This window comes from Candidatus Methylacidithermus pantelleriae, from assembly GCF_905250085.1.
GTDB lineage: Bacteria > Verrucomicrobiota > Verrucomicrobiia > Methylacidiphilales > Methylacidiphilaceae > Methylacidithermus > Methylacidithermus pantelleriae.
In genome coordinates this window covers 137,219-159,237 of the sequence record NZ_CAJNOB010000001.1, presented here as the reverse complement: position 1 = coordinate 159,237, position 22,019 = coordinate 137,219, and the positions used below count along the sequence as shown (strand labels likewise).

The window sequence follows — 22,019 nt, the reverse complement described above, 5'->3', positions numbered from 1 at the left end:
CTTTCTTTGACAAAAGATAAGCTCTCCGGGACCCCTGTCTCTCCTGGCAAAAATCGCCCTGCAGCCTAAACCGTTACCCTTGGGAACCCCGAGGAGAAAAAAAACACAAGGAAAGCCCTCTTTTTTGAATGTCAACTAACACCCTCAGCCTCCCTCTTTCCCAAGGCAAACCCACATCATCCTCCGGAACCCTCCTTCCCTCACTGACCCAAAGCCACCAACGCGGTAGAAGGGGCGTTCCTCAGAAAGACGCGCTCGTGACAATCCTGCTTCCTCGAACCTTGCCCGCCCGGCAACCTACCCACGCCGGCCTTTCTCGAGTAGGAGCCCTGGGCTCCATTCCCGTTCCTTTTGGAGCGCCGTTTCGCCACCCGGCCCGGTAAAAGAAAGAGAGAAAAAAAGTGGTTTTAACCCATCCACACACAGTCCAGCCTACCCTCCGAAAACCTGCTCCCGCGGGAGCCGGCCGCGCGGGATGATTTTTATGGAAGCAACCGGGATGGCTATGCCCACGTGAGATCCAACCGAAAGGCCAAGAGCTTCGGCCTCCTGCCGCGTAAGGCGAGCGTGAAGGAAAAACCCGCAATCAAGCCTTACCTCGCAGAAAGAACCGCGGAACCGTAACTCACTCACTGTCCCGGCCAGCTGGTTCGCGTCCCCCAAACCCGTCGTGTTTCCGGATGATGCCAGTGGAAGCCCGCTCGATGGGAAAACTGCGGCACACCATCGACTCAGACCGCCGGGATCCGGCCCAAGCAATTCCGTCCCTCCGACCTCGATTTTTGCCAGATCTTGCGTCCGCTCCGTAACTCTTCCAAAAAGGACGTTCCCCATATCCTCCGGCATGATCCCCCATTTTTCCTCTATTGTTTGCCAAAAAGCCTCCTGGATCCCTCCGAAAAAACAGGCTCTTCCCTCCTGCAGGAGTACCACCCGATCCGCAAGTGCCGCCATGTCCTCCAACTGGTGACTCACCATAACTGCGGGTATCCCTTCCTCAGCCAAAAGCGTCCCAAGACGCCAGCGTATCTCCGGCCGCATGCGAGGATCCAAAGCGGCAAAGGGCTCATCGAGCAGAAGAAGAGAAGGGCGGGGAGCCACGGATCGCGCGAGGCAGACAAGCTGAGCCTGCCCAGAAGAAAGTTCGCGAGGGGCACGCTTGCGAAGTTTTGCCAGGCCAAAAAGTTCCAGAAGCTTCTCAACCCGCTTTTCCCTTTCCTTGGATGGCCATCTGCGTAGCCCGTACGCGATATTGTGTTCGACCGAAAGATGCGGGAATAGAACGGGCTTGGCAGGCACCCATCCAATGCCCCGCATTTCCACTGCGATCCCTCTGCGTCTCTGCCCGCTTTGCCACCATCTTTTGCCCCGGAAAACAACCTGGCCTTGCAACGGTTCGGCTAATCCCGCCAGGCAGCGCAGGAGCGTCGTCTTTCCCGCACCCACCGGCCCGAAGATCCCAAGAACTTCCCCTGGTCCATCGGGCAGAGGAAGATCCACCTCCAGCCGAAACCCTTCCGAATAAGCAAAAACCAGCTCAACCCGGCTTACGGGAGAAGGGCTTTTTTGCCGCTTTGAATTGACCGCTCCTGAAGCCAAAACGTCACCCATAGGACCAACACGGAGATCCCTAGGAGCCAGAAGGCAATCTCTTGGGCCGTCCGGAACTCCAGCGCTTCCACGCAGTCGTAAAGCGCAATCGAAAGCGTACGCGTTTTTCCAGGAATGTTTCCCCCGACCATCAGCGCCACCCCAAACTCTCCCATGGTATGAGCAAAGGTGAGAACGGCCGAAAGAAAGACTGCAGGCCAACTCAGTGGAAGGATGACCCGGAGAAACGTCTCCCAGGGCCCAACCCCAAGGGTGCGCGAAGCTTCCCAATAGGCACGGTCCATCCCTCGAAAGGCAATGACCAAAGGGAGCACGCCAAAGGGCAGGCTGTACAGGCAGGAGGCCAGCACCAGTCCCGAAAATCGAAAGGCAAGAGGCTGTCCTGAGATCCCTGCGACGAGGCGCCCCATCCACCCGTGGGGACCCATCCAGGAAAGGAGAAAAAACCCGAGCACGGTCGGTGGCAAGAAGAGGGGCAAGGTAACGGCAGCCTCGACGAGCTTCCTTCCCCAGCCCCGCCCGAAAGAGATCCAGTAGGCAAGGGGGATGCCGAGAGCTACAAGCAAGAGAGAGGTGCCTGTAGCTAGTCGCAGGCTGACCCCTAGCGCTTGCCATTCCATGGAATCACGCTCCTCGTTTGGTTTCTTTTACCCGTAGATATCCGTGCCGTTCCAAGATGGCTTGTCCTTCGGATGAAAGGAGAAAATCTCGAAAGGCACGCGCACACACACTGCCCGAAAGGATAATGCCACCCTGTTCAACCCTGGGAATCCCAGCGGCGGACCAAACCGTGTACCAACCCTCCCTTCGAGCTTCCCTTGCTACAGACAGGGGCACAAGGGCTGCTTCCACCGCCCGGCTGAGGGCGAGGCTCATCGCCCCGGTGACATCCTCTGCATAAACCAGCTTGTCACGGATCTTTTCAGTAAGGCCGGCCTGGTCCAGCGCAACAAGAGCGGCGCACCCGTACGGGGCGTGCGAGGGATTGGCCAAGGCAATCCGACCGATCCGCCGATCCAAAAGAACTTCCTCTGGGCGACCCATCGAGACGCCTGTCCACTTCCCTACCCATAAGGCCAGTTGTCCGTACGCATAGATGAAAACCTGGTTCGGACGACCCAACCCTTTTTCAGCCAGGCGCTGCGGGTAACTACGGTCGGCGCTGAGGAAAAGATCAAACGAGGCGCCCTCGAGAATCTCAGTGCAGAGGATCCCCGAAGCTCCAAAGACCGGTTCGATCCGACACGGAAGCCCTCTCCGACTAAAGGCCGCAGCCAATTCCCCAAGGACCGGGCGGAGGTTAGCTGCCGCTGCAACTAGGACCTTCGGGGAGTCAGCCTGCACGGGGGAGGCAGGAACAAAAAAAAGCGTCGCTGCCGCGAGTCCCAACACCACAAGGAGACACCGGAAGATCCTTCTCCCCGGACCGTTTTCACGCCGCATCGGCCCGATCGTAATGCAAACGTTGCTAGATGGAACGAATTTCTTGCATACGAGACCTTTTTGGGGCCTTCAAGACTCGGATCTTTTCAGGATGGCTTGGATCAGCCAACGGAGAGGCCGGTTGCTATCCCTGGGAGTCTTGTTAGGTTGTAGGGTTATGAACATCGATTGGGCAAACCTTTCGGAACTTCAGGAGCGCTACGAAAAGCTTCGGGGGTTTCTTTGAGGTCCCTTCGCTCCAGAAAGAGCTTGCTTCGTTGGAGAACCGGATGGGAGATCCTTCGCTTTGGAAGGATCCGAAAGCCGCAGCCGAGCTTGCGCAACGGGCGTCGGAGCTGCGGAGGGTTCTTGAGGAGCTCCAGTCGCTGGGTCAGAAGCTCGACGAGTTGCGGTCGTTGGTTGCTTTAGCTGGAGAGCAAGCGGGAGTACTGGACTCGGAAATCGAAGCGGAACGCCGGGCGCTGGAAGAGGAGCTGGACAAACTGGAACTGCGAGCCCTTCTGTCCGACCCGCTGGACCCCCGAAACGCTATTGTCTCCATTCACGCCGGTGCCGGAGGAACCGACGCCTGCGACTGGGCCTCCATGCTTTTGCGCATGTACACGAAATATGCGGAGCGGCGAGGCTACCGGGTCGAGATGGTGGATATCCAGCCCGGGGAGGAAGCGGGCATCTCGCGGGCAACCCTTCGTGTCAGTGGTCCATACGCGTACGGATATCTCAAAGGAGAGCGAGGTGTGCACCGGCTCGTTCGCATTTCCCCATTTAACGCGCAAGGGAAACGACAAACGTCCTTTGCGAGTGTCGACGTGGTGGCAGAGGTAGAGGAAGAGGTCGAAGTGGAGATCCGAGAGGAAGATCTCCGGATCGAGGTCTTTCGTTCCAGCGGTCACGGAGGTCAGGGAGTCAACACGACCGATTCTGCGGTACGGATTACCCATTTGCCGACCGGAATCGTGGTCCGTTGCCAAAACGAGCGGTCGCAGTTGCAAAACCGAACCACAGCATTAAGAATTCTCCGAGCACGCCTCTATGCTCTTGAGCAAGAACGCCTGCGAGCCGAAAAGGAACGTCTCTATGGGGAAAAGGGGGAAATTGCGTGGGGACGTCAAATCCGTTCCTACGTGCTGCATCCCTATGAGCTGGTGAAAGATCTTCGGACCGGTTATGAAACCGGAATGGTTCGCGAGGTTTTGGATGGACAACTCGACCCGTTGGTTCAATCCTTTTTGCGCGCGGGTCGGGTTTCCTCGAGCCTCTTTTCCAGCAAAAAACCACCGGTGGAGTAAGCTCCGTTCTGCCGTCAATCCCTGGCCACCGTGATCCGGTTGCTTACAGTTCAGAATTTAGCAGTGATCCGCGAGCTTGTCTGGGAGCCGGCTCCGGGTTTCAATGCGCTTTCGGGGGAAACCGGGGCGGGCAAATCGATCGTGGTGGATGCCCTTTCCCTCTTGGCAGGTCAAAGAGCCGACCGTCAATGGGTTGGGCCCTGGGCTAGCGTGCTTGTGGTGGAGGCGGAGATTCAGCTACCTGGGGATCTTTCGCAAAAGGTTGACTCCCTTCTGGAACGGTCGGGCATTCCGGCCTGCGAAGAAGGGATCCTACGGCTCAAACGAGTCGTTAGCCCCGAGGGGCCTGGCCGGCAGTTTGTCAATGGGGCTTGCGCGACGCTGCAGCTCTTTCGCGAGTTAGGCTCTTACTGGATTGAAATCGAAGGGCCCTATGCCCCCCAGCTTTTGCTGTCCCCCGAAAACCAGCTTGCCCTTTTGGATCGGTACGCCGGCCTTGGGGAAGAGGTTGAAGCCTTTGAGGAAAGGTTTGCCCTATGGCAAAAGCTTGGACTTTTAGCTCGGAAGGAAGAGGAGAATGCACCGCTTCGGACTGCGCGAAAGAGGGAGCTTCAAAAATTTCTTTCGGAAGTTGAGGAACTTTCCTTAGAACCGGGTGAGGAAGAACGCCTAAGCCAGGAACTCCAACGAGCTACTTACGTTCAAGAGCTTCTTGAGATTTCTTCAGGACTTGCGCAGCTCCTCGAAGAAGGGCAAGGGAGCGTGCTTTCGCTACTGGCAAATGCCCAACGATTTGTCGGCCAGTGGGCGCGGCGGGATCCGTCTCGGGCGCAAGAAGCGATTGCCCTTTTGGAAAACGCGACGGTTTGCCTTAAGGAGCTGGCACTGCAGGTCAGCCGCTACGCTAGCTCGCTCCCGTGGGAACCGGGAGCGCTTGCGGCGTTAGAGGCTCGTTTTTCGCGCATGCAAGAGCTCAAGCGACGGTATGGAGTAAGCTTTGGCGAGCTGGTTGACCGGTTGGAAGAAGCCAAGGCCGAGCTCGATTTACTTGAGGAGCAAGAGCGAAGGGCAAAGGAAATTGTTTCTCAAACCGAAAGCTTGGAACGGGAGCTTGGAGAACGGGCGGAGCTTTTGCACAAGCACCGATTCGAAGCCGCGGCGGCACTCGCACAGGCCGTCAGTGCCGAGCTAGGACCGCTTGGCTTTGGCAAAAGCTCCTTGCGCGTAGAGGTCCAGAAGCTACCCCACCTGCGCCCGGCAGGCGCGGACCAGGTAGAATTTCTTTTCCTGGCGAGTCCGCATCTTCCCCCTTCGCCCTTGCGGGACATTGCGTCCAGCGGTGAGCTGGCCCGGGTGCTTTTAGCTCTCAAATGCGTCCTCTCTGTGGTTGATCCCGTTCCTGTCATTGTGTTTGATGAGCTCGACGCCCACGTGGGGGGAGAAACTGCCTGGCAAGTGGCCCAGCGCTTGAAAACGCTGGCTAAGAACCATCAAGTGCTCTGCGTCACTCACCAACCTCAGCTAGCCTCCCAGGCCGATGCCCATTTTGCCATCCCCAAAACTGCGGCAGGCTTCTCACTGGTCCTTTCTCCACTCAAAGGGGAAGAACAGGAAGAGGAACTAGCTCGGATGCTCGGAGGGAGAACCCAGGAATCGCTGGCTTTGGCCCGGGCCATGGTTTCCCGCCGCACTGCCGGTCTGCCCAAGTAAAGGAAGAAAAAACGGCCAGTCCTCTGGAACTGCCGGACAATCTGGAACTACACTGCACTGGGCAGAGCTGGATTCGAACCAGCGAAGGCATGACGCCAGCAGATTTACAGTCTGCCCCGTTTGGCCGCTTCGGTATCTGCCCGCCGACTAGCGCTCTTCTCCGGACAGCAACTTACTGGAGCCGTCAAGCCCGGTCAATGGCCCTCACTTTCCTTCCCCCCCAAGAGCAAGCGGAGCGGCTCGGAGCTCGGCTCTCATTTGACAGCCTTCGAAAACCATTTAGCTTAGGCTACCGGAGGAAAAGGCAACAGGCTTTGAATCCTGAGCGCTACCGCGAGTTTTCTTCAGCGGGCAAAGGGCCCTGGTCAGACGTCCCCGATACAGTTTGGAATGACTGGCGGTGGCAACTGCGGAACCGGCTGACCACGCTTGAAAGTTTGTCCCGGTTTATGGAACTCACTCCGGAAGAACGAGAGGGGGTTAGCCTTGCGGCAAAAAAGCGTCTTGCGCTAGCGATTACTCCCTACTTCTTTTGTCTCTTGGATCCCAAGGACCCCGCTTGCCCCCTGCGACGGCAAGTGATCCCTACCGGTCGAGAGCTTTTCCGCGCTCCCTACGAGTTGGTCGACCCCTGCGGAGAAGACCGCTCCATGGTCGCTCCCGGTCTGGTTCACCGGTACCCTGACCGGGTTCTCTTTCTTGTGACCAGCCGGTGCGCCTCTTACTGCCGGTACTGCACACGCAGCCGCATTGTGAGCGGCGCCTCCGGGCGGGAGCTTCCCCCTGATTATGGGCCCGCTCTCGAGTACCTCCGCTCCCATCCAGAAGTCCGAGATGTGTTGCTTTCCGGAGGGGATCCCCTCCTTCTAGCCGACTCCAAGCTTGAGGGGTTACTTGCCGAATTGCGTCGGATCCCCCACATCGAGATCCTCAGGATTGGCACCCGGATCCCGATCTTTCTCCCCCAGAGGATCACCCCGGAGCTTTGCCGCCTTCTCCGTGCGTTCCATCCTCTTTGGATCAACATTCACGTCAACCACCCGGCCGAGCTTACCGAAGAAGCCCGGCAGGCACTGGAACGACTTGCCGACGTGGGGATCCCTCTGGGAAACCAATCCGTTCTTTTGCGGGGGATTAATGACGACGAAGAAACCCTACGCGTTCTTGTCCAGAAACTCCTTCGATGCCGCGTTCGGCCCTATTACCTCTACCAGTGTGACTTGATCGAGGGTACCAGCCACTTCCGCACCCCCGTACGGCGAGGTCTGGAACTCATCGCCAGTCTTCGGGGACACACCACCGGCTTTGCCGTACCACAGTTTGTGGTCGAAGGACCGGGCGGTGGCGGCAAAATCCCCCTGGATCCCGACTACGTGGAAAGTTTCGAGAACGGCCAGCTCCGGTTGCGGAACTACCGGGGGGACGCCTACCTCTACCCCGACGTTCCACCGGAGACCGATGGTCCAGCCTTGACCATCCGGAGTAATTGCGACTAAAGAAGTTTGTGGTCTATTCCACCCCGGCCATCGGGTTGGCCGCTGGAACGTCCCAGCAGCTGGAACAGGGCGACTCAACTGGTTCTACCAGGGGGGCCGGCCCTTCCCACCCCCCGTTTTTAGCACCCCAGCTCCGGTCTAGAACATGGCGGCTCGGATTTACCTAACCCCAGGTCGCTCGCACCGGGTCCTCCGAGGGCACCCGTGGGTTTTTCGCGGAGAAATCGCCCGCATCGAGGGAAATCCTGCCGATGGGCAGTGCGTAGAACTCTACGATGCCCGCGAGCGATTCGTCGGCATGGGAATGTACAACTCGCGTTCGCAGATCACCGTTCGCCTCTACAGCCGGCAACTGGAGCTTCTGGACGAACGGTTTCTTTCCGAAGCCACTTCCCGGGCTATTGCCTACCGCCGGGCCTTGCACGGGCCGGAAGATCCTCCTGCCGAGCGGCTGGTCTTTTCGGAAGCCGACGGATTGCCAGGGCTGATCGTGGACCGGTACCAAAGGCATTTGGTGGTCCAAACGCTTACCGCAGGCATGGCCCGGGTGGAAGAGGTGGTTGTTTCGATCCTCCAGGAGCAGCTAAACCCGGAGGGGATTCTTCTTCGCAACGACGCTCCGGTCCGTCACTGGGAAGGGTTGGAACGGGCCAAGCGGCTAGCCCGCGGATCCTACCAGGGTCCGCTGCAAATGAGCCTCCTGGGCGTACCGACAGCAGTCGACCTCTGGGAAGGTCAGAAAACGGGTCTCTATCTCGACCAGATCGAAAATTATCGCCTGGTAGCCTCTCTGGCTCCTGGAAGGCGCGTTTTGGATTGTTTCTGCTACCAGGGTTGCTTTGCGTTGGTTTGCCTGCGCCAGGGAGCTCGAGAGGCGGTCGCCGTAGATCAATCGGTTGAGTCGCTCGCCCGGGGTCAACAGAGCGCCCAGAAAGCGGGCCTTTCCGTCCAATGGGTTCAAGCCAATGCTTTCGATTGGCTCCGGGAGTCCGAGCGCCGGAAAGACCGGTTTGATTTGATCGTGATGGATCCCCCTTCCTTTACCAAAACCAAAGAACAGAGAGAGTCGGCGTTACGCGGCTACCACGAATTGCACATCCGTGCCCTACGGCTTCTTTCTTCAGGGGGTATTCTCGCTACCTTTTGCTGCTCCCACAACATCCGCTTAGCGGATTGGCAGGAACTTATTGGCAACGCCAGTTCGGACACCGGGGTTCCATTGCGGTTTTTGGGTTTCCTCCGGCAAGCGAAAGATCATCCCTCGCTTGTCCACGTGCCGGAGACGGAATATTTGAAAGGTTTCCTTTTGGAACGAGCTAGCTAGGTACGCCAAGCTCGGGGTCAAACACCCCCTTTTGGGAAAGCAATTCCCGCTGGAGTCGAACCACCTCGCGCACCCTGCAAGCCGCCTCCTCGATGTCATCCGGCTGTGTTTCCCTCCCCAAGGAAAACCGGACGCTTGCGCTGGCCCGCGATCTAGGGACCCCCATCGCCAAAAGCACATGGGAAGGGACCATCGCCCCCACCACGCAGGCTGACCCACTGGAGACAGCCAATCCGGCCAGGTCCAGACCAATGAGAAGTTCTTCTCCGGACAACCCCTCAAAGCTTACCTGAAGAGTATTGGGGACTCGCTCTGTGGCATGCCCATGACGCTCGATCCCGGGAAGATCACAAAGCAAAGACCATAACCTCTCCACCAAAACGAAAAGCCTCTTTTGTTCCGCGGGTCTTCGCGCCTCCGCTTGAACAAACGCCTCTGCGGCAGCAGCAATGGCCGGCACATTTTCTGTCCCTGCTCTCCTTCCTCCCTCCTGGCTCCCTCCCCGCAACAGCGGTTCCACCTTAAGATTTCTGTTCCAGTACACCAACCCCACCCCTGCTGGCCCATGGAACTTGTGGGCCGAAAAGCTGACCGCTCCGGCCTGCCAACGCTGAATATCGATAAGCTCCTTGCCCGCACTCTGCACCGCATCAACATGAAACGCCACGCCCCGGCGGGCGCAAATTTCCCCAAGGGCCTCCACGGGCTGGCGGGTGCCCGTCTCGTTATTGGCAGATTGGATGGAAACAAGAACCGTATCCGCTCGAAGGGATCTCTCAAGATCCTCCGGGTCAACCCTACCAAACCGATCTACCGGGAGGTAAGTCACAGTAAATCCTTCCTTGGAGGCTAGCCATTGGCAGGTTTGGAGCACAGCGTGATGTTCCACTGAGGAGGTAATGAGGTGGGTCCCTCGATCCCGACGGGCCCAGGCAATCCCCAGAATTGCCAGGGCACAACTTTCCGTACCCCCAGATGTGAAAACAAGCTCCAAAGGATCCACCCCTAGCACGGTAGCAATCTTTTCGCGCGCTTCGTCCAAGAGCGCCCGCATCCTCCTCCCCTCCGCATGGATACTCGAGGGATTTCCATAAAGGGAGAGAATCCCTTCGAAAACCCGGCGGGCCGCCGGGTCCAACGGAGCACCCGCGTTATAATCGAGATAAATTCTCCGAGCCATTGTCCGAAATGGAGAGCCGCTTAACTCCCACTCACCCCGCTGGGCCCCCGCTTTTTTCTTTCCCGAAAACTGTGCGTCCTTCCGTAGCAGTCTAAATCTCCCAATGCTCGCTACTTTCAGGAGCCCGGGAACGAACCCGGATCTCCTGCTGAACCAAGGTGACCACCGAGTAGGGATCCACCGCATGAGTAAGCCACACATTCCCACCGATAATACTGTGCGCTCCGATCACCGTGTCCCCTCCAAGAATCGTTGCACCTGGGTAGATCGTTACATAATCCTCAATGGTAGGATGGCGTTTCTGGCCGCGGAGTTTCTGGCCCCCGGAGGTAGAGCGAGCTCCGAGTGTGACGCCATGATAGATTTTCACGTGATTCCCAATCCGACAGGTTTCGCCAATCACAATCCCGGTTCCGTGGTCGATACACAGGTGAGTCCCCACCTCGGCTCCGGGGTGAATGTCGATCCCGGTACGGCTATGAGCCCACTCGGTCATCATGCGCGGTAAAAGGGCGACACCCTTTTCATACAGAAGATGAGCCATCCGGTAGACAGCAATTGCCTCGACCCCAGGGTAGGCAAGCACCACCTCTTCCCGGCTCTGGGCGGCCGGATCCCCTTCAAAGGTTGCTTCCACATCTGTCTCAAGCGTCGCCCGAACGCTCGGGAGCTCTTCGAGAAACCACCGAGCCAGTTCTGTCGCATCCACTCCCGAAACAGGCTGGAACCGGAGGCACCGGGCAAGTTCTTCCTCAAGGACCCGCTCAACCCGCCGCCCAACCTCGTCAAGAAACTTCGCAAGATCGATAGGGGATGTCTCATACCCCCGGGCGTCAGAGAAAAACCCAGGCAAAAGTAAAACCAAAAGATCCTCGGTGAGGGAGGCCACACGACGCTTGGAGGGAAGCCCCACGGGGTCCCAGCGTCCTAGCCACCCGTGCGATCCCGCAGCCAGTAAGCCTTCCACTTGGCCAGTGGCGCGCTCCATGACAAAGTATCCTAGCTCTTGAGCCTTTATGAGTCCAAATCCTTCTCCAAAAAGCCCGAAACACTCATGGGCTTCTTTTTTTAAGACCATAACCCCATGATTGACCTCTCCCACGGCAGTGCGATTCGCTGGCAAGATCTGCGACAGCTTTCTTTTCCTGGCAGATCCCTTTACGGCGTCCTCGGCCACCCGGTCGGCCACTCCCTTTCCCCACCCATGCAAGAGGCCGCTTTTCGGGATTGCGGCCTTTCCGCTTGCTATCTTCGCATCGAAGTGCCCGAAGCAGAACTTGCGGAAGCGGTCCAAGAACTTGTAAGACTCGGCTTCCGGGGCTGGAACTGCACGCTCCCACTCAAGCGTGCCATGAAGGGGCTCGCCGGATGGCTTGACCCATGGGCGAGCCTCTTGGATACCGTGAACACCGTCTGCGTCCATGAGGGCAAACTCGCCGGCTGGAATACCGACGGTCCTGGTTGGGAACAAGCCCTTCGCGAGGCCTTTGGGGTCGACCTTTCCGCGCTGGGGATTTTTGTGGTGGGGGCCGGCGGAACGGCACAAGCTTTGGCTCGGTATGCCTTTTGGAGAGGCTGCTCCAAGCTCTGGATTACCAACCGAACCTGGGAAAAAGCCCTGCAACTGGCTAGAGAGCTTCAAGAATGGGCAAGAGAACTTGGGCGGCCCTCTTGGATCGAGCCAATCCGGTGGGAAGCTCTCGAGCGAGCGCAAGCGAAACCCCCAGCAGACCTCCTGCTCCACGCTACCTCCGTTGGGCTGGAAGGGGAGGGGGGGTTGGCTTTTCTTTCTTCCCTATTGGAAGGGAAACTTCTCGTCTACGACGTCGTTTACGGGAGAGGAAAGCCCACATGGCTTGTCGAGGAAGCTCAAAAACGAGGTCTCCAGGCTGCCGACGGGCTCTCGCTACTCCTTCACCAGGGAGCTCTTGCGTTTCAAATCTGGACCGGCTGCGACCCTCCTCTTGAAACCATGAGGCAAGCGCTCCTCTCAGCTGCCGGTCGAAAATGGAATTGAAACCCGTTACCCTTGCTCCTACTCTACGCTCCAAGGTGGGGCGATAGCTAGGGCAAATCCACAACCAGGAAAATTGTGAATAACGTAGGGCTTTGCCCCGCTTTAGAGGGTGCTATAGGGAACGGGCACTCCTCTCCAACCGAATCCTCCCAAGAAGGGTGAAGACGGTGTGTTTTTTCTATGACATTGGGGAAGAAGGAGTTGCAAGATGGCTCCTGGGGGCTTCTCGGGTGCGGGCGTGCACGAGAACTCAGGAGAAGCTTCAAAGAAGAGCGTGTGAATAAGTTGTGAATAATTCGGGAAACGGCTGGGGCTATGTCTTCCCTTGATACCCTGTGGCAACGCTTTTGCGCGGATCTTTCACAGCAGGTCTCCCCAGAGGCTGTCCGCCGCTGGTTCGAACCCTTACGTCTCAAGCGTATCCAGGATGACTGTCTCTACCTGGAAGCCTCCAACTCCATTTTCCAATACTGGATCGAGGAAAACTATCTTCCGCAGCTCCAACAGGCAGCCCGGCGTATTCTCGGCAAGCCCTGCCACTTTGCTTTTGAATCCTCCGAAGGCAACCCGGCTCAAGAAGGCCTGGTAGAGACACCCCTAGCTCCTACACCGGAGGAAACAACCGCAGGGGGACTGAACCCCCGCCACACCTTTGAGACCTTTGTCGTTGGACCCAATAACGAGTTTGCTGCAGCTGCTTCCCGCGCAGTGGCCCAGGCACCCGCCCGCACCTATAATCCGCTCTTCATCCATGGCCGTGTCGGCCTCGGCAAAACCCATCTCATGCAAGCCATTGGCAACTTCTTAAAAAACTCCAAAAAGGGATGCACGGTTCGCTATGTCACAAGCGAGCAGTTTACGAACGATTTTATCCACGCTATTCAGCACGCCCAGCTTTCCCGCTTTCGGCGTCATTATCGCAAGGTGGATGTTCTCTTAATTGATGATATCCAGTTTCTTGCGGGCAAGGAACGCTCCCAAGAAGAATTCTTCCACACCTTCAACACCCTCTTTGATTCCCGCAAACAGATCGTCGTTACAAGCGATGCCCCTCCCAGCGCCCTCCATAACCTGGAGCGGCGACTCACCTCCCGCTTCGAATGGGGTCTTACGACCGAGATTCTTCCTCCAGGCGTGGAAACACGGATCGCCATTTTACGAAAAAAATTGGAACTTATGGGAACTTCTCTGCCCGATGAACTCATTGCATTTATCGCGGAACGGATTCGGACGAATGTCCGCCGCCTGGAAGGGGCTCTTACGCGTGTCGCTGCCTATACAACCTTGCATGGGGGGCATGTTTCGCTATCCCAGGTGGAAAACCTCCTGCGGGACCTCCTCTCCGATGAGTCTCCCTCAACCCCCACCATCCCACAGATCCAGCGACTGGTCGCAGAAAGTTTCGATGTACGCCTAGCAGATCTGACAAGCCGTCGGCGGCCGACAGCGATCGTTCTTCCTCGAATGGTAGCGATGTACCTCTGCCGACGCCTTACAGCGGCTTCCTTGAGCGAGATTGGGGAAGCCTTTGGCGGGCGCGACCATGGGACCGTTCTTCATGCACAGAGGACCATTGCGGAGCGAATGGAAGTGGATCCGGCTTTGCGTAAAATGATTGAAGAACTTCTTCAAAGGTTGGGAGGGAGCTAGCCAAAACCTTGGGAACAACTGCAAGTCCACAGTGCGATGCGGAAGGCTTTACTAGCTTTCCAAAAAGGCATACGTTTTTATTCCCATGTTTTTTAACTTCCCAAGTGCCTGGTCCCAAAAGAGTTTGATCGCTTTTTCACTGGCATGCTCCCGTTTACGAAGAAAGATGAAGGAAAATAACGCTCTATGCATTGGTACGTCCAGAAAGAGGATTTTCTTCAAGCTTTAGGGACCGTGACCAGTGTGGTCGGGCCCAGAAGTACCATTCCTGTCCTGCAACATATCCTTTTGGAGGCGCAGGGAGAGGAGTTACGCCTCGTGGCGACCGACTTGGAGGTCTCGGTCGAAACGAGGTTGTGTCTCGAGGGACAGGCCCAAGGGGCCCTTTCGGTACCGGGCCGAAAACTCCTTTCTATCGTGCGGGAACTCCCTTCGTCAACGGTAGAGCTTGGTCTGGAGACCAACCAGAAACTCCTGTTAAAGGCTGAGACGGCCTGCTACCGCCTTGTCGGGTTACCCCGCGAAGAATTTCCAACCTTTCGGAGGTTGGAGGAAGGGACCCGTTGTGAGATCCCTCAGGGGGTTTTCCGAAGACTTCTCCGGCGCACGGCCTATGCAATGTCCCATGACGAGACTCGCTATGTGCTCAACGGCGTTTTTCTTTCCATCCAAAGGGATGAGATTACCGCAGCTGCGACCGACGGCCGGAGGCTTGCGGTTATGGAGGAAAGACTGGACCACGAAGTCCCAACCCCTGCGGAAGCCATTATCCCGGCCAAGGCGATCCGAGAGCTGGAGCGCCAGCTTGCGGCAAAGGAAGGAAGAGTTGGAATTTGGATCGACCGAAGCCAAGCGGGATTTGAGCTGGGGGAAAAGACGTTTCTCCAGTGCAAGCTCATCGAGGGAAAATATCCGGATTTCCGGACGGTCATTCCCCCGCAGACGACCAAGGTGGCCGTGGTAGAGACGCAGGGAATCCTTCATGCGGTTCACCGAGCCTCCCTCCTGGGGGCAGATCGTCCTTGCTCGGTTTTCCTTCGGTTTCGGGAAAAGGAGTTGGAAGTTTCTTGTGTCGTCCCCGACGTCGGCGAAGCAACCGAATACCTCCCGGCAGATTATGTGGGGCAAGAATTTACCATTGCTTTTAATGCGCAGTATCTTCTGGATCCGCTCCGGGAAATCGAAGGAGAGTCCGTGCGGATGGAGATGACCGATCCCTATTCGGCTTGTCTGATCCGCGAGGTAGGAACTCCCCAAGGAGTAGGGGCTTTCCTTTATGTTTTGATGCCGGTGCGGCTTTCGCAGGTGTCGGGGAAAAGGGAGCAGGGAGACCCGGCCGGGTAGAGAGTAGCGAGTCCTTAAGGCAATGGCGGGTTTCATTGGGGTTTTCCCGGAAAACTTTGGGCAGAACCAGGTGGAACGGTTTGTGGAGCGGTGGCTCAAAGTCTTCCAGCGCGTAGAACAAGTCGTCCCTGGGCCGGGAAGTGGTTACACCGTGGAACTCACGGATGCCTCAGAGATTCTCTGGGAAGAGCACCTGCAGTTTCGGATATTAGCGGCGGAGGCCAGTGCGTGGGTTTATCTATCGCTCAATCGGCGCTGCATCGAGACGACCGCTTGGGACACGCCTGGTTCGGCCCAGCTGTCTCTGGACCTTTTGGTCGAGCTTCCTGGGCTTGCGGAGGTCATTCCAGAAACCGACCAGAAAAGGATTGAGGAGCTTGAGCGCGAAGGTGTCCTTTAGGGCGGGAGGATGCCAAGAGGTGGGGAGAGGGAGGGGGGTTCAAGTCTGGCTCGATCCGCTTTTTCTTTCCGGCTTGCTTGGTGTTTTCGTAGCGGACCAGGGAACCAAAGCGTGGGTAAAAAGACTCCTGGCTGGCCGTGGCCCGACAGAGATCGTTCCGGGACTGGTCCGGCTGGTAGAGGTCGAAAACCCGGGAGTGGCTTTTGGTCTTTTGTCAGGCTGCAGGTGGGTGGCAGTTGTGGCGTTGCTAGCGGCCCTGGTTTCGGCGTGGCTTGCGTGGCGGCTTTTAGACTGGAAGCGTGCGCGCGTCCGGGCGATGGGAGGAATCTTTGTGGGAGCGGCGCTCGGCAATCTCGTCGACCGTCTTCGCAACGGAGCTGTCACGGACTTTATCGACATTCATGTGGGAGCCTATCATTGGCCTGCTTTCAACCTGGCTGACACGGTCCTCTCACTGGTCATTGTTTTCCTTGTCGGGAGAATCCTTGCGGAGCATCGCTGCTCTAGGCATCTTGGTAGGCAAGGTGAGCCCGCTCCAGAGGAGGATTCAAGAACTGAAACGGGAGAAAAACGCGATTATCCTGGCGCACAATTACCAGGTGCCCGAGGTCCAGGAGATCGCTGACTTTGTGGGGGACTCCCTTGGGCTTTCCCGGGAAGCAGCAAAAACAAGTGCTTCTCTGATCGTTTTCTGCGGCGTCCACTTTATGGCGGAGACGGCCAAGATTTTGAATCCCGAGAAAAAAGTTCTCCTGCCCGATCTGGAAGCGGGCTGTTCGCTTGCTGAATCATGCTCTGCGAAAGACCTAGCTGCCTACCGCCAGGCTAATCCAGAGCTTTACGTGGTAGCTTACATTAACTGCACGGCAGCTGTTAAGGCGCTTTCCGATGTCATTTGTACTTCCGGGAACGCTGTGGAGATTGTTCGCAAGGTGCCTGCGGATCGAGAAATTCTCTTCGTACCGGACCAGAATCTCGGAGAATGGGTTCAGGAAAAGACCGGCCGCAAGCTGCGGCTGTGGCCTGGGAACTGCTACGTTCATGTTGAGTTCACCCACTCGGTATTGCTCCAACTCAAGGAACAGTACCCAGAGGCTCCGATTGTCGCCCATCCGGAGTGTAATCGATCGGTGCGTCTTCTGGCCGATGAGGTCTGCTCCACGGAGAAAATGATTGGTTTTTGTCGTACCCACCCGGCCAAACGTTTCATCATTGCGACGGAGCGCGGGATGCTCTTTCGTCTTCGCCGGGAGCTGCCTGACAAGGAGTTTATCCCGGTAGAAACTCCTGGGTGCGCCTGTTCGGATTGCCGTTACATGAAGCGGATCACTCTTGAAAAGACCCTTGCCTGCTTGGAGCGCGAGGCGCCAGAAATCGTTTTGGACCCGGATGTGTGTGCAAAGGCAAGAGTCCCCATTGAGCGAATGCTCGAGTGGAGCCGTTGAGAAGCGTTCGTGTGATTGACGCTGAAGGGGAAGTTTTGGGAAGATAAGGGATCCGAAGGAGGCTCGTAGCACCTGGTGGTCCCAACCCCTTTGTCCAAAGCGTGGCTCGTCCACTTGCTTGCCCTCTTATGGGGGCTTATCCTGTGGTCCGGGGCGCCAGCAAAAACCGGGGCGGAGGATCTGGCGAGTGCTGCACCCTCACCCGGTGGACCGCCGGTGGAGATCACGGCGGTTGGAGGGGTTCATTACGAGGCCGGAGTCGCCACGGCGGAAGGGAACGTCCGCGTACAGCATGGGGGGGATGTTCTCTATGCGGATCGCGTAAGTTATGACACCCGAACGCATGAAGCGACCGCCGAAGGACATGTTCGTATCTACGCCGGGGAGCGGATCTATCGTGGCGACCAGATCACGTACAACTTTCTTACCCGCCAGGTCCGTTCTAAGGCCTTTGACTTTGTGGAGCTACCCCTAGTAGGAAGTGCCAGGAGTGTGGAAAGCCCTGAGATTGGGCATTACCGGATCCACGAGGGGATGGTTGCTTTTGAGAACCGCGAAGATCCCACTTTCCGCGTCCGGGCCAGAGCCATCGATCTCTACCCGGATGACCGGGTCGTCTTCCGGGACGTGACCTTTTACGTTGGAGAGATTCCCATTGCTTGGCTCCCGTACTACTATCAGTCGCTCCAATCCCGATCTTGGACCCTGTATTTTGAACCAGGCGATCGGACGCTTTGGGGAGCCTATCTCAACACGAGCCTTAACTGGCAGGTTGACGAAAATCTGGACACAACCTGGCACCTCGACCTGCGACAGGAGCGCGGGATTGCCGGCGGGGTCGACTTGCGATACCTACCGGTCCCGGGTGGGCAAGGCCTTTTTGAGGGATATTACGCTCAGGATAGTCGACCGACGCTAAATCCGAGTATTGTGCCTAGGATCCCGATTTCCCACGAGCGATACCGGTTTCTTTGGCAAGGACAACTCCCGTTTGGTGACGACTTTGTCATCGCTCACAACCTCAACCTCTGGAGTGACCCGTGGATCCTCGAGGACTTCCTCTGGAAAGAGTACATCCCGGAGCGGCAGCCAGACAATGCGGTTTGGGCGGACTACCGGACGCAAGATTTCAACGTGGAGCTTTTGACTCGGGACAATTTGAACCGCTTCTTTGACATGATCGATCGCTGGCCGGAACTCGACCTGGAAACCCGCAGGCTTTCGCTCTTCGGCACTTCGCTCCAGTACGAAGGAAGAGGGCAGCTTGTCAATTTCCATCGCTCGTTTTCCAACCAGGAGGTGACTGATCCTGCCCTTTTTTCCGCGCTCTATCCCTTTGACCCTTTGGTTCGGTTTATGCTGCCCCAATTTGGTCCCAACTGGCTGGCCAACGGGCTGGTCCATGATTATAGCGCCTACCGCTGGGATACGTTCCATGAGCTGGTTTACCCAGGCCAATATTTTGGGTGGCTTTCCTTTGCTCCGCGTGTCGGTGTAGAGGGGACTTTTTGGCAGGAAAACTTTGTGGGGGACCTTCCCTTTGGAGAGCCGGCCGGGGCTGGACATCTTTCCCGGGGCCGGCTGCTCTTCGTGGCAGGAGCGGATGCCTCTTTCAAAGTCTCGCGGACCTGGCTGGATGCGCAAGATAAGGCCCTGGGCATTGATGGGCTGCGCCACGTGATCGAACCCTATCTTGAGTTCCAGTATATCCCGACCCCCGACACGCGTCCCCAAGATATTCTGGGGTTTGATTCCCGGCTGCCAAACCTCGAACCCTTTCCTACGGAGCTAGCTGAGTGGAACTCGCTCGACTCGATTTTCGCCGAAACGCTTGTTAGGGTTGGGGTTCGGAACCGGCTGCAAACCAAAAGGGATGGAAAAAACTATAACCTCCTCCGTTGGGACATTTTTACCGATGCGGACTTCAACCGGCAAGTGGATGAGCAACTGACACCGATGCACGACACCTTGACGCACGTGTGGAATGACGTTCGGCTGGATCCCTTCCCGTGGCTTCACTTCCGCTCGTATTCGGGAATCGATATGACCGGAGGAAAAAGTTTTGATGTCTCGACCAATTCTCTTTCGTGGCAGTGGATCCGGGCCGATGAAATTACGGTGGGGTATCAGTACCTGCATCGGATCTTGATCCCGACCGGTTTTTTCCATCTTGCTCCCCCAACCTTTTCCTTTGACCAGAATTTTATCCCGAGTTCTGACCTCGTGTTTGTCCGCAACTTCTACCGGCTCAATGAAGCATGGCAGCTGGAAACGTCACATTTGTTTGAAGCTAAGACAGGCCACTTTGAGGGTCAGACCTACACGATCTACCGGGATTTTTCGGCTTGGCAGGCAGCTTTGTCTTACCAAAACTGGGACTTTCTCGGAGGGAGAACAGTTCAGGATGTTTTCCTCATGCTAACGTTAAAAGCCTTTCCCGAAGCTCATCTTCACGTGGGTCGATGAACGTCTCGATGGTCGGATCCGGGTACGTAGGGCTTACGACCGGTGCTTGTTTTGCCGAGCTAGGTCACCAGGTCCTCTGCGTGGACAATGATGCAGAGAAGGTTGCTCTTCTTTCCCGGGGGGAAATTCCGATCTATGAGCCTGGCTTAGAGGAGCTTGTGCGAGGAAACGCAGCCAAGGGTCGGCTGCGATTTTCCACTTCGGTCGCCGAGGCCGTGGACCATGGATTGGTTATTTTTCTTACGGTTCCCACCCCTCCGCAACCCGATGGGAGCGTGGACCTGCGGTATGTGGAAAAGGTGGCACGGGAAATTGCCCGTCACCTTCGGGACTACCGCGTTATTGTAGACAAAAGCACAGTGCCGGTTCGGACCGGCGAAAAGGTGGCCCAGACGATTGCTCGTTACAATACGCAGGGAGTCGATTTTGACGTCGTGAGTAATCCTGAGTTTCTGCGGGAAGGGTGTGCCGTACACGATCTTCTCCATCCGGACCGGATTGTGATTGGTGTGCAGCGACCGCGGGCCGCCGAAATCATGAAGGAGCTTTACCGGCCGATTGCGGCACCGGTGGTTGTGACGGACTTAAATTCGGCGGAATTGATCAAGCATGCCTCCAATAGCTTCCTTGCGCTCAAAATCTCCTATATCAATGCGCTTTCTCAGATTTGCGAGCGCGCTGGTGCCGACGTTGACCTGGTGGCGGAAGGGATGGGGTTGGACCAGCGGATCGGGAAGGCTTTTCTTAAGGCAGGGATCGGCTATGGGGGTTCCTGTTTTCCCAAGGACCTGGCAGCGTTTATCCGGATTAGCGAGGAGCTTGGGTATGACTTCCGGCTCCTCAAGGAGGTTGCAGCTATTAATGAGGAACAGAAGGAACGGTTTTTTAAGAAGATTCGGCGAGCCCTCTGGGTGCTTGAGGAGAAAACGATCGGGCTTTTGGGTCTTGCGTTTAAAGCCAACACCGACGATGTTCGCAATAGCGTAGCCCTGGAACTGGCTTCTCGCTTTCTGCGGGAAGGGGCTCGCGTTCGGGCCTATGACCCGGTAGCTGGCAGAAAGGCACAACGAGTCCTTCGGGAACTTGAAATCTGCGAAGTGGGGGAGGAGGTAGCCCGGGGAGCGGACTGTGTTGTAATTGCGACCGAATGGGACGAGTTTCGGAGACTTGATTGGGCTCGTATGCGCAAGTGGATGATTAGCCCGCTTCTGTTTGACGGGAGGAACCTTTTGGATCCTGCTCACATGGTGGCTCTTGGGTTCCAATACGAGGGCGTAGGAAGAGGATTGAGGATAGGGTAAGGGGAGATCACCCTTGGGAGCTCGTTCCACGACAATCCGCTCTTGGGAGGAGAAGCCAGCTGCATGAATACCCTTGTTGTAGGAGCCCAGTGGGGAGATGAGGGCAAGGGCAAGGTCGTTGACGTTCTTACGGAAACGGCCGATGTAGTGGTTCGATGCCAAGGTGGGGACAACGCAGGCCATACGGTAGAGGTGGATGGCCAGACGTTTGTCCTTCACCTGATTCCTTCCGGGATCCTGTGGCCGGGGAAGTGTTGTGTCATTGGTAATGGGCTCGTTCTCGACCCGGTGGCTCTGGTGTCAGAGATTCGATCGATCCAGAGTCGGGGAATCGAGACGGAGGGGCGGATCTTGGTGAGCGAGGGAGCTCATCTGGTTTTGCCGCATCATCGGGTGCTAGACGTACACTCGGAAAAAGCCAAGGGACCCGGAAAGATCGGCACCACCGGTCGGGGCATTGGCCCGGCCTACGAGGATAAGGTGAGTCGAAGGGGTTTGCGGGCGGTGGATCTTTTGCGAGCCGATGAGTTCCAGCGCAAGTTAGGCCAGCGGATCGAGGAAGCAAACCGCCTCTTGCACCGGTTAGGACTGGAACCCCTGGACGCGGGCGGAATCACGGAGGAATACCTGGCGGCTGCGCAGTTTCTCCGACCGGTCATTACCAATACCGTCCTTTGGCTTCACGACGCTTTGGCCAAAGGAAAGAGTCTTCTTTTCGAGAGCGCTCAAGGGACCTTTTTGGATGTGGATTTTGGGACCTACCCCTATGTTACCGCTTGCAACACCACCGCGGGGGCAGCTCTGGTAGGCTCGGGGGTTTCACCCAAGGAAATCCATCACGTGGTAGGGTGTGTCAAAGCCTATACGACCCGGGTCGGAGAAGGCCCGATGCCTACGGAGTCCTCAGAGCTTACGGCGCTTTTGCACGCTATGGGGCGAGAGTTTGGTTCCACCACGCGCAGGGCGCGCCGGTGTGGCTGGTTTGACAGTGTGCTGGTTCGCTATGCGCGGTTGATCAACGGGTTTGACCGGCTGGCGGTTACCAATCTCGATAATTTGGATTGTCTGGACGAAATCCCCGTCTGCGTGGCTTACAACCTGGAGGGAAGAAGGCTCGAGTATCCACCGACCGCTTTGGAGGACTGGTGGAATTGCCAGCCTGTCTACCGGGTTTTCCCCGGGTGGAAAGAACCGACCGGGCAGGCTCGAAGCTTTCGGCAGTTGCCCAAACCGGCTCGGGACTATCTTCTAGGACTGGCGGAGCTGGTGGGCGCTCCGCTGGGGCTCGTATCCGTCGGAGCGGGCCGGGAAAAGAGCTTCTGGGTTGAGTAAGAAGGGAGGGT

At 57.1% G+C, this 22,019-nt stretch carries 19 protein-coding genes and 1 tRNA gene; 14 read left to right on the top strand and 6 right to left on the bottom strand.

What is annotated here, in order from left to right:
• Positions 1-432: 432 nt before the first annotated feature.
• Genes KK925_RS00725 through modA form a run of 3 tightly spaced genes read right to left on the bottom strand, consistent with a single transcriptional unit; the run spans position 433 to position 3,054 of the window.
• Positions 433-1,611 (bottom strand): ABC transporter ATP-binding protein, encoded by a 1,179-nt coding sequence (locus KK925_RS00725; RefSeq protein WP_174581680.1) that lies wholly within the window; start codon positions 1,609-1,611, stop codon positions 433-435.
• Positions 1,548-2,231 carry a molybdate ABC transporter permease subunit gene (modB, locus tag KK925_RS00720; RefSeq protein ID WP_174581679.1) on the bottom strand — a complete coding sequence of 228 codons (684 nt, stop codon included), beginning with the start codon at positions 2,229-2,231 and terminating at the stop codon, positions 1,548-1,550. The genes KK925_RS00725 and modB overlap by 64 nt, the downstream gene beginning before the upstream one ends.
• Positions 2,232-2,235: 4 nt before the next feature.
• The gene (modA, locus tag KK925_RS00715; protein WP_214096176.1) at positions 2,236-3,054 is read right to left on the bottom strand and encodes a molybdate ABC transporter substrate-binding protein; all 819 of its coding nucleotides are present in this window, start codon (positions 3,052-3,054) and stop codon (positions 2,236-2,238) included.
• A 91-nt stretch (positions 3,055-3,145) separates the two neighbouring features.
• Here modA and KK925_RS11210 point away from each other — a divergent pair, with 91 nt between their 5' ends.
• The 3 genes from KK925_RS11210 to KK925_RS00705 are packed head-to-tail and all read left to right on the top strand — an operon-like array spanning position 3,146 to position 6,053.
• Positions 3,146-3,280, top strand: a complete 135-nt coding sequence (locus KK925_RS11210) for a hypothetical protein (RefSeq protein WP_268905616.1) — start codon at positions 3,146-3,148, stop codon at positions 3,278-3,280.
• Complete coding sequence (prfB, locus tag KK925_RS00710; RefSeq protein WP_179959114.1) at positions 3,222-4,343, top strand: peptide chain release factor 2; 1,122 nt, start codon at positions 3,222-3,224, stop codon at positions 4,341-4,343. The genes KK925_RS11210 and prfB overlap by 59 nt, the downstream gene beginning before the upstream one ends.
• Before the next feature lie 30 nt (positions 4,344-4,373).
• Positions 4,374-6,053, top strand: a complete 1,680-nt coding sequence (locus KK925_RS00705; RefSeq protein ID WP_174581677.1) for a DNA repair protein RecN — start codon at positions 4,374-4,376, stop codon at positions 6,051-6,053.
• Between the two features lie 58 nt (positions 6,054-6,111).
• Here KK925_RS00705 and KK925_RS00700 read toward each other — a convergent pair.
• A tRNA-Tyr gene (locus KK925_RS00700) sits at positions 6,112-6,195 on the bottom strand.
• 172 nt (positions 6,196-6,367) lie between these two features.
• On the opposite strand from KK925_RS00700, the gene KK925_RS00695 reads away from it, so the two are divergent.
• Both KK925_RS00695 and KK925_RS00690 read left to right on the top strand, forming a co-directional pair.
• Positions 6,368-7,549, top strand: coding sequence for a KamA family radical SAM protein (locus KK925_RS00695; RefSeq protein ID WP_174581676.1), 1,182 nt, complete (start codon positions 6,368-6,370; stop codon positions 7,547-7,549).
• 145 nt (positions 7,550-7,694) lie between these two features.
• On the top strand, positions 7,695-8,873 hold the full coding sequence (locus tag KK925_RS00690; protein WP_174581675.1) for a class I SAM-dependent rRNA methyltransferase: 1,179 nt from the start codon (positions 7,695-7,697) through the stop codon (positions 8,871-8,873).
• Here the strand turns inward: KK925_RS00690 and KK925_RS00685 are convergent.
• Positions 8,866-10,053, bottom strand: a complete 1,188-nt coding sequence (locus tag KK925_RS00685) for a cysteine desulfurase family protein (protein WP_174581674.1) — start codon at positions 10,051-10,053, stop codon at positions 8,866-8,868. The genes KK925_RS00690 and KK925_RS00685 overlap by 8 nt on opposite strands.
• 91 nt (positions 10,054-10,144) lie before the next feature.
• Positions 10,145-11,131: a serine O-acetyltransferase EpsC gene (gene epsC / locus KK925_RS00680; RefSeq protein WP_236027793.1), complete on the bottom strand. Its 987-nt coding sequence runs from the start codon at positions 11,129-11,131 to the stop codon at positions 10,145-10,147.
• 6 nt (positions 11,132-11,137) lie between these two features.
• Between epsC and KK925_RS00675 the strand changes: the two genes are divergently transcribed.
• The 9 genes from KK925_RS00675 to KK925_RS00640 all read left to right on the top strand — a co-directional run bounded on the left by KK925_RS00675 (position 11,138) and on the right by KK925_RS00640 (position 22,008).
• On the top strand, positions 11,138-12,070 hold the full coding sequence (locus KK925_RS00675) for a shikimate dehydrogenase family protein (protein WP_174581673.1): 933 nt from the start codon (positions 11,138-11,140) through the stop codon (positions 12,068-12,070).
• Between the two features lie 315 nt (positions 12,071-12,385).
• On the top strand, positions 12,386-13,720 hold the full coding sequence (dnaA, locus tag KK925_RS00670) for a chromosomal replication initiator protein DnaA (protein WP_174581672.1): 1,335 nt from the start codon (positions 12,386-12,388) through the stop codon (positions 13,718-13,720).
• A gap of 186 nt (positions 13,721-13,906) precedes the next feature.
• Positions 13,907-15,064 carry a DNA polymerase III subunit beta gene (gene dnaN, locus KK925_RS00665; protein WP_174581671.1) on the top strand — a complete coding sequence of 386 codons (1,158 nt, stop codon included), beginning with the start codon at positions 13,907-13,909 and terminating at the stop codon, positions 15,062-15,064.
• Positions 15,065-15,086: 22 nt separating this feature from the next.
• The gene (locus KK925_RS00660; protein WP_174581670.1) at positions 15,087-15,464 is read left to right on the top strand and encodes a hypothetical protein; all 378 of its coding nucleotides are present in this window, start codon (positions 15,087-15,089) and stop codon (positions 15,462-15,464) included.
• A complete protein-coding gene (gene lspA / locus KK925_RS11075) occupies positions 15,442-16,089 on the top strand; it encodes a signal peptidase II (protein WP_236027792.1) in 648 nt (215 codons plus the stop codon). The genes KK925_RS00660 and lspA overlap by 23 nt, the downstream gene beginning before the upstream one ends.
• Positions 15,989-16,909 carry a quinolinate synthase NadA gene (nadA, locus tag KK925_RS00655; protein ID WP_236027791.1) on the top strand — a complete coding sequence of 307 codons (921 nt, stop codon included), beginning with the start codon at positions 15,989-15,991 and terminating at the stop codon, positions 16,907-16,909. Before lspA ends, nadA begins: the two co-directional genes overlap by 101 nt.
• 75 nt (positions 16,910-16,984) lie before the next feature.
• Positions 16,985-19,375, top strand: coding sequence for an LPS-assembly protein LptD (locus tag KK925_RS00650; RefSeq protein WP_174581668.1), 2,391 nt, complete (start codon positions 16,985-16,987; stop codon positions 19,373-19,375).
• Positions 19,372-20,676: a UDP-glucose dehydrogenase family protein gene (locus KK925_RS00645; RefSeq protein ID WP_174581667.1), complete on the top strand. Its 1,305-nt coding sequence runs from the start codon at positions 19,372-19,374 to the stop codon at positions 20,674-20,676. Before KK925_RS00650 ends, KK925_RS00645 begins: the two co-directional genes overlap by 4 nt.
• A gap of 63 nt (positions 20,677-20,739) precedes the next feature.
• Entirely contained in the window at positions 20,740-22,008 is a 1,269-nt protein-coding gene (locus tag KK925_RS00640) for an adenylosuccinate synthase (protein ID WP_174581666.1), read from the top strand.
• Positions 22,009-22,019 lie beyond the last annotated feature (11 nt).

Coding starts and splice junctions, on each gene's coding strand:
- KK925_RS11210 (WP_268905616.1), top strand. CDS start 3,146: ATGGCTTGGATCAGCCAACGGAGAGGCCGGTTGCTATCCCTGGGAGTC.
- KK925_RS00660 (WP_174581670.1), top strand. CDS start 15,087: ATGGCGGGTTTCATTGGGGTTTTCCCGGAAAACTTTGGGCAGAACCAG.
- epsC (WP_236027793.1), bottom strand. CDS start 11,131: ATGGTCTTAAAAAAAGAAGCCCATGAGTGTTTCGGGCTTTTTGGAGAA.
- KK925_RS00640 (WP_174581666.1), top strand. CDS start 20,740: ATGAATACCCTTGTTGTAGGAGCCCAGTGGGGAGATGAGGGCAAGGGC.
- KK925_RS00685 (WP_174581674.1), bottom strand. CDS start 10,053: ATGGCTCGGAGAATTTATCTCGATTATAACGCGGGTGCTCCGTTGGAC.
- dnaA (WP_174581672.1), top strand. CDS start 12,386: ATGTCTTCCCTTGATACCCTGTGGCAACGCTTTTGCGCGGATCTTTCA.
- modA (WP_214096176.1), bottom strand. CDS start 3,054: ATGCGGCGTGAAAACGGTCCGGGGAGAAGGATCTTCCGGTGTCTCCTT.
- KK925_RS00645 (WP_174581667.1), top strand. CDS start 19,372: ATGAACGTCTCGATGGTCGGATCCGGGTACGTAGGGCTTACGACCGGT.
- modB (WP_174581679.1), bottom strand. CDS start 2,231: ATGGAATGGCAAGCGCTAGGGGTCAGCCTGCGACTAGCTACAGGCACC.
- KK925_RS00725 (WP_174581680.1), bottom strand. CDS start 1,611: ATGGGTGACGTTTTGGCTTCAGGAGCGGTCAATTCAAAGCGGCAAAAA.
- KK925_RS00690 (WP_174581675.1), top strand. CDS start 7,695: ATGGCGGCTCGGATTTACCTAACCCCAGGTCGCTCGCACCGGGTCCTC.
- KK925_RS00675 (WP_174581673.1), top strand. CDS start 11,138: ATGATTGACCTCTCCCACGGCAGTGCGATTCGCTGGCAAGATCTGCGA.
- dnaN (WP_174581671.1), top strand. CDS start 13,907: ATGCATTGGTACGTCCAGAAAGAGGATTTTCTTCAAGCTTTAGGGACC.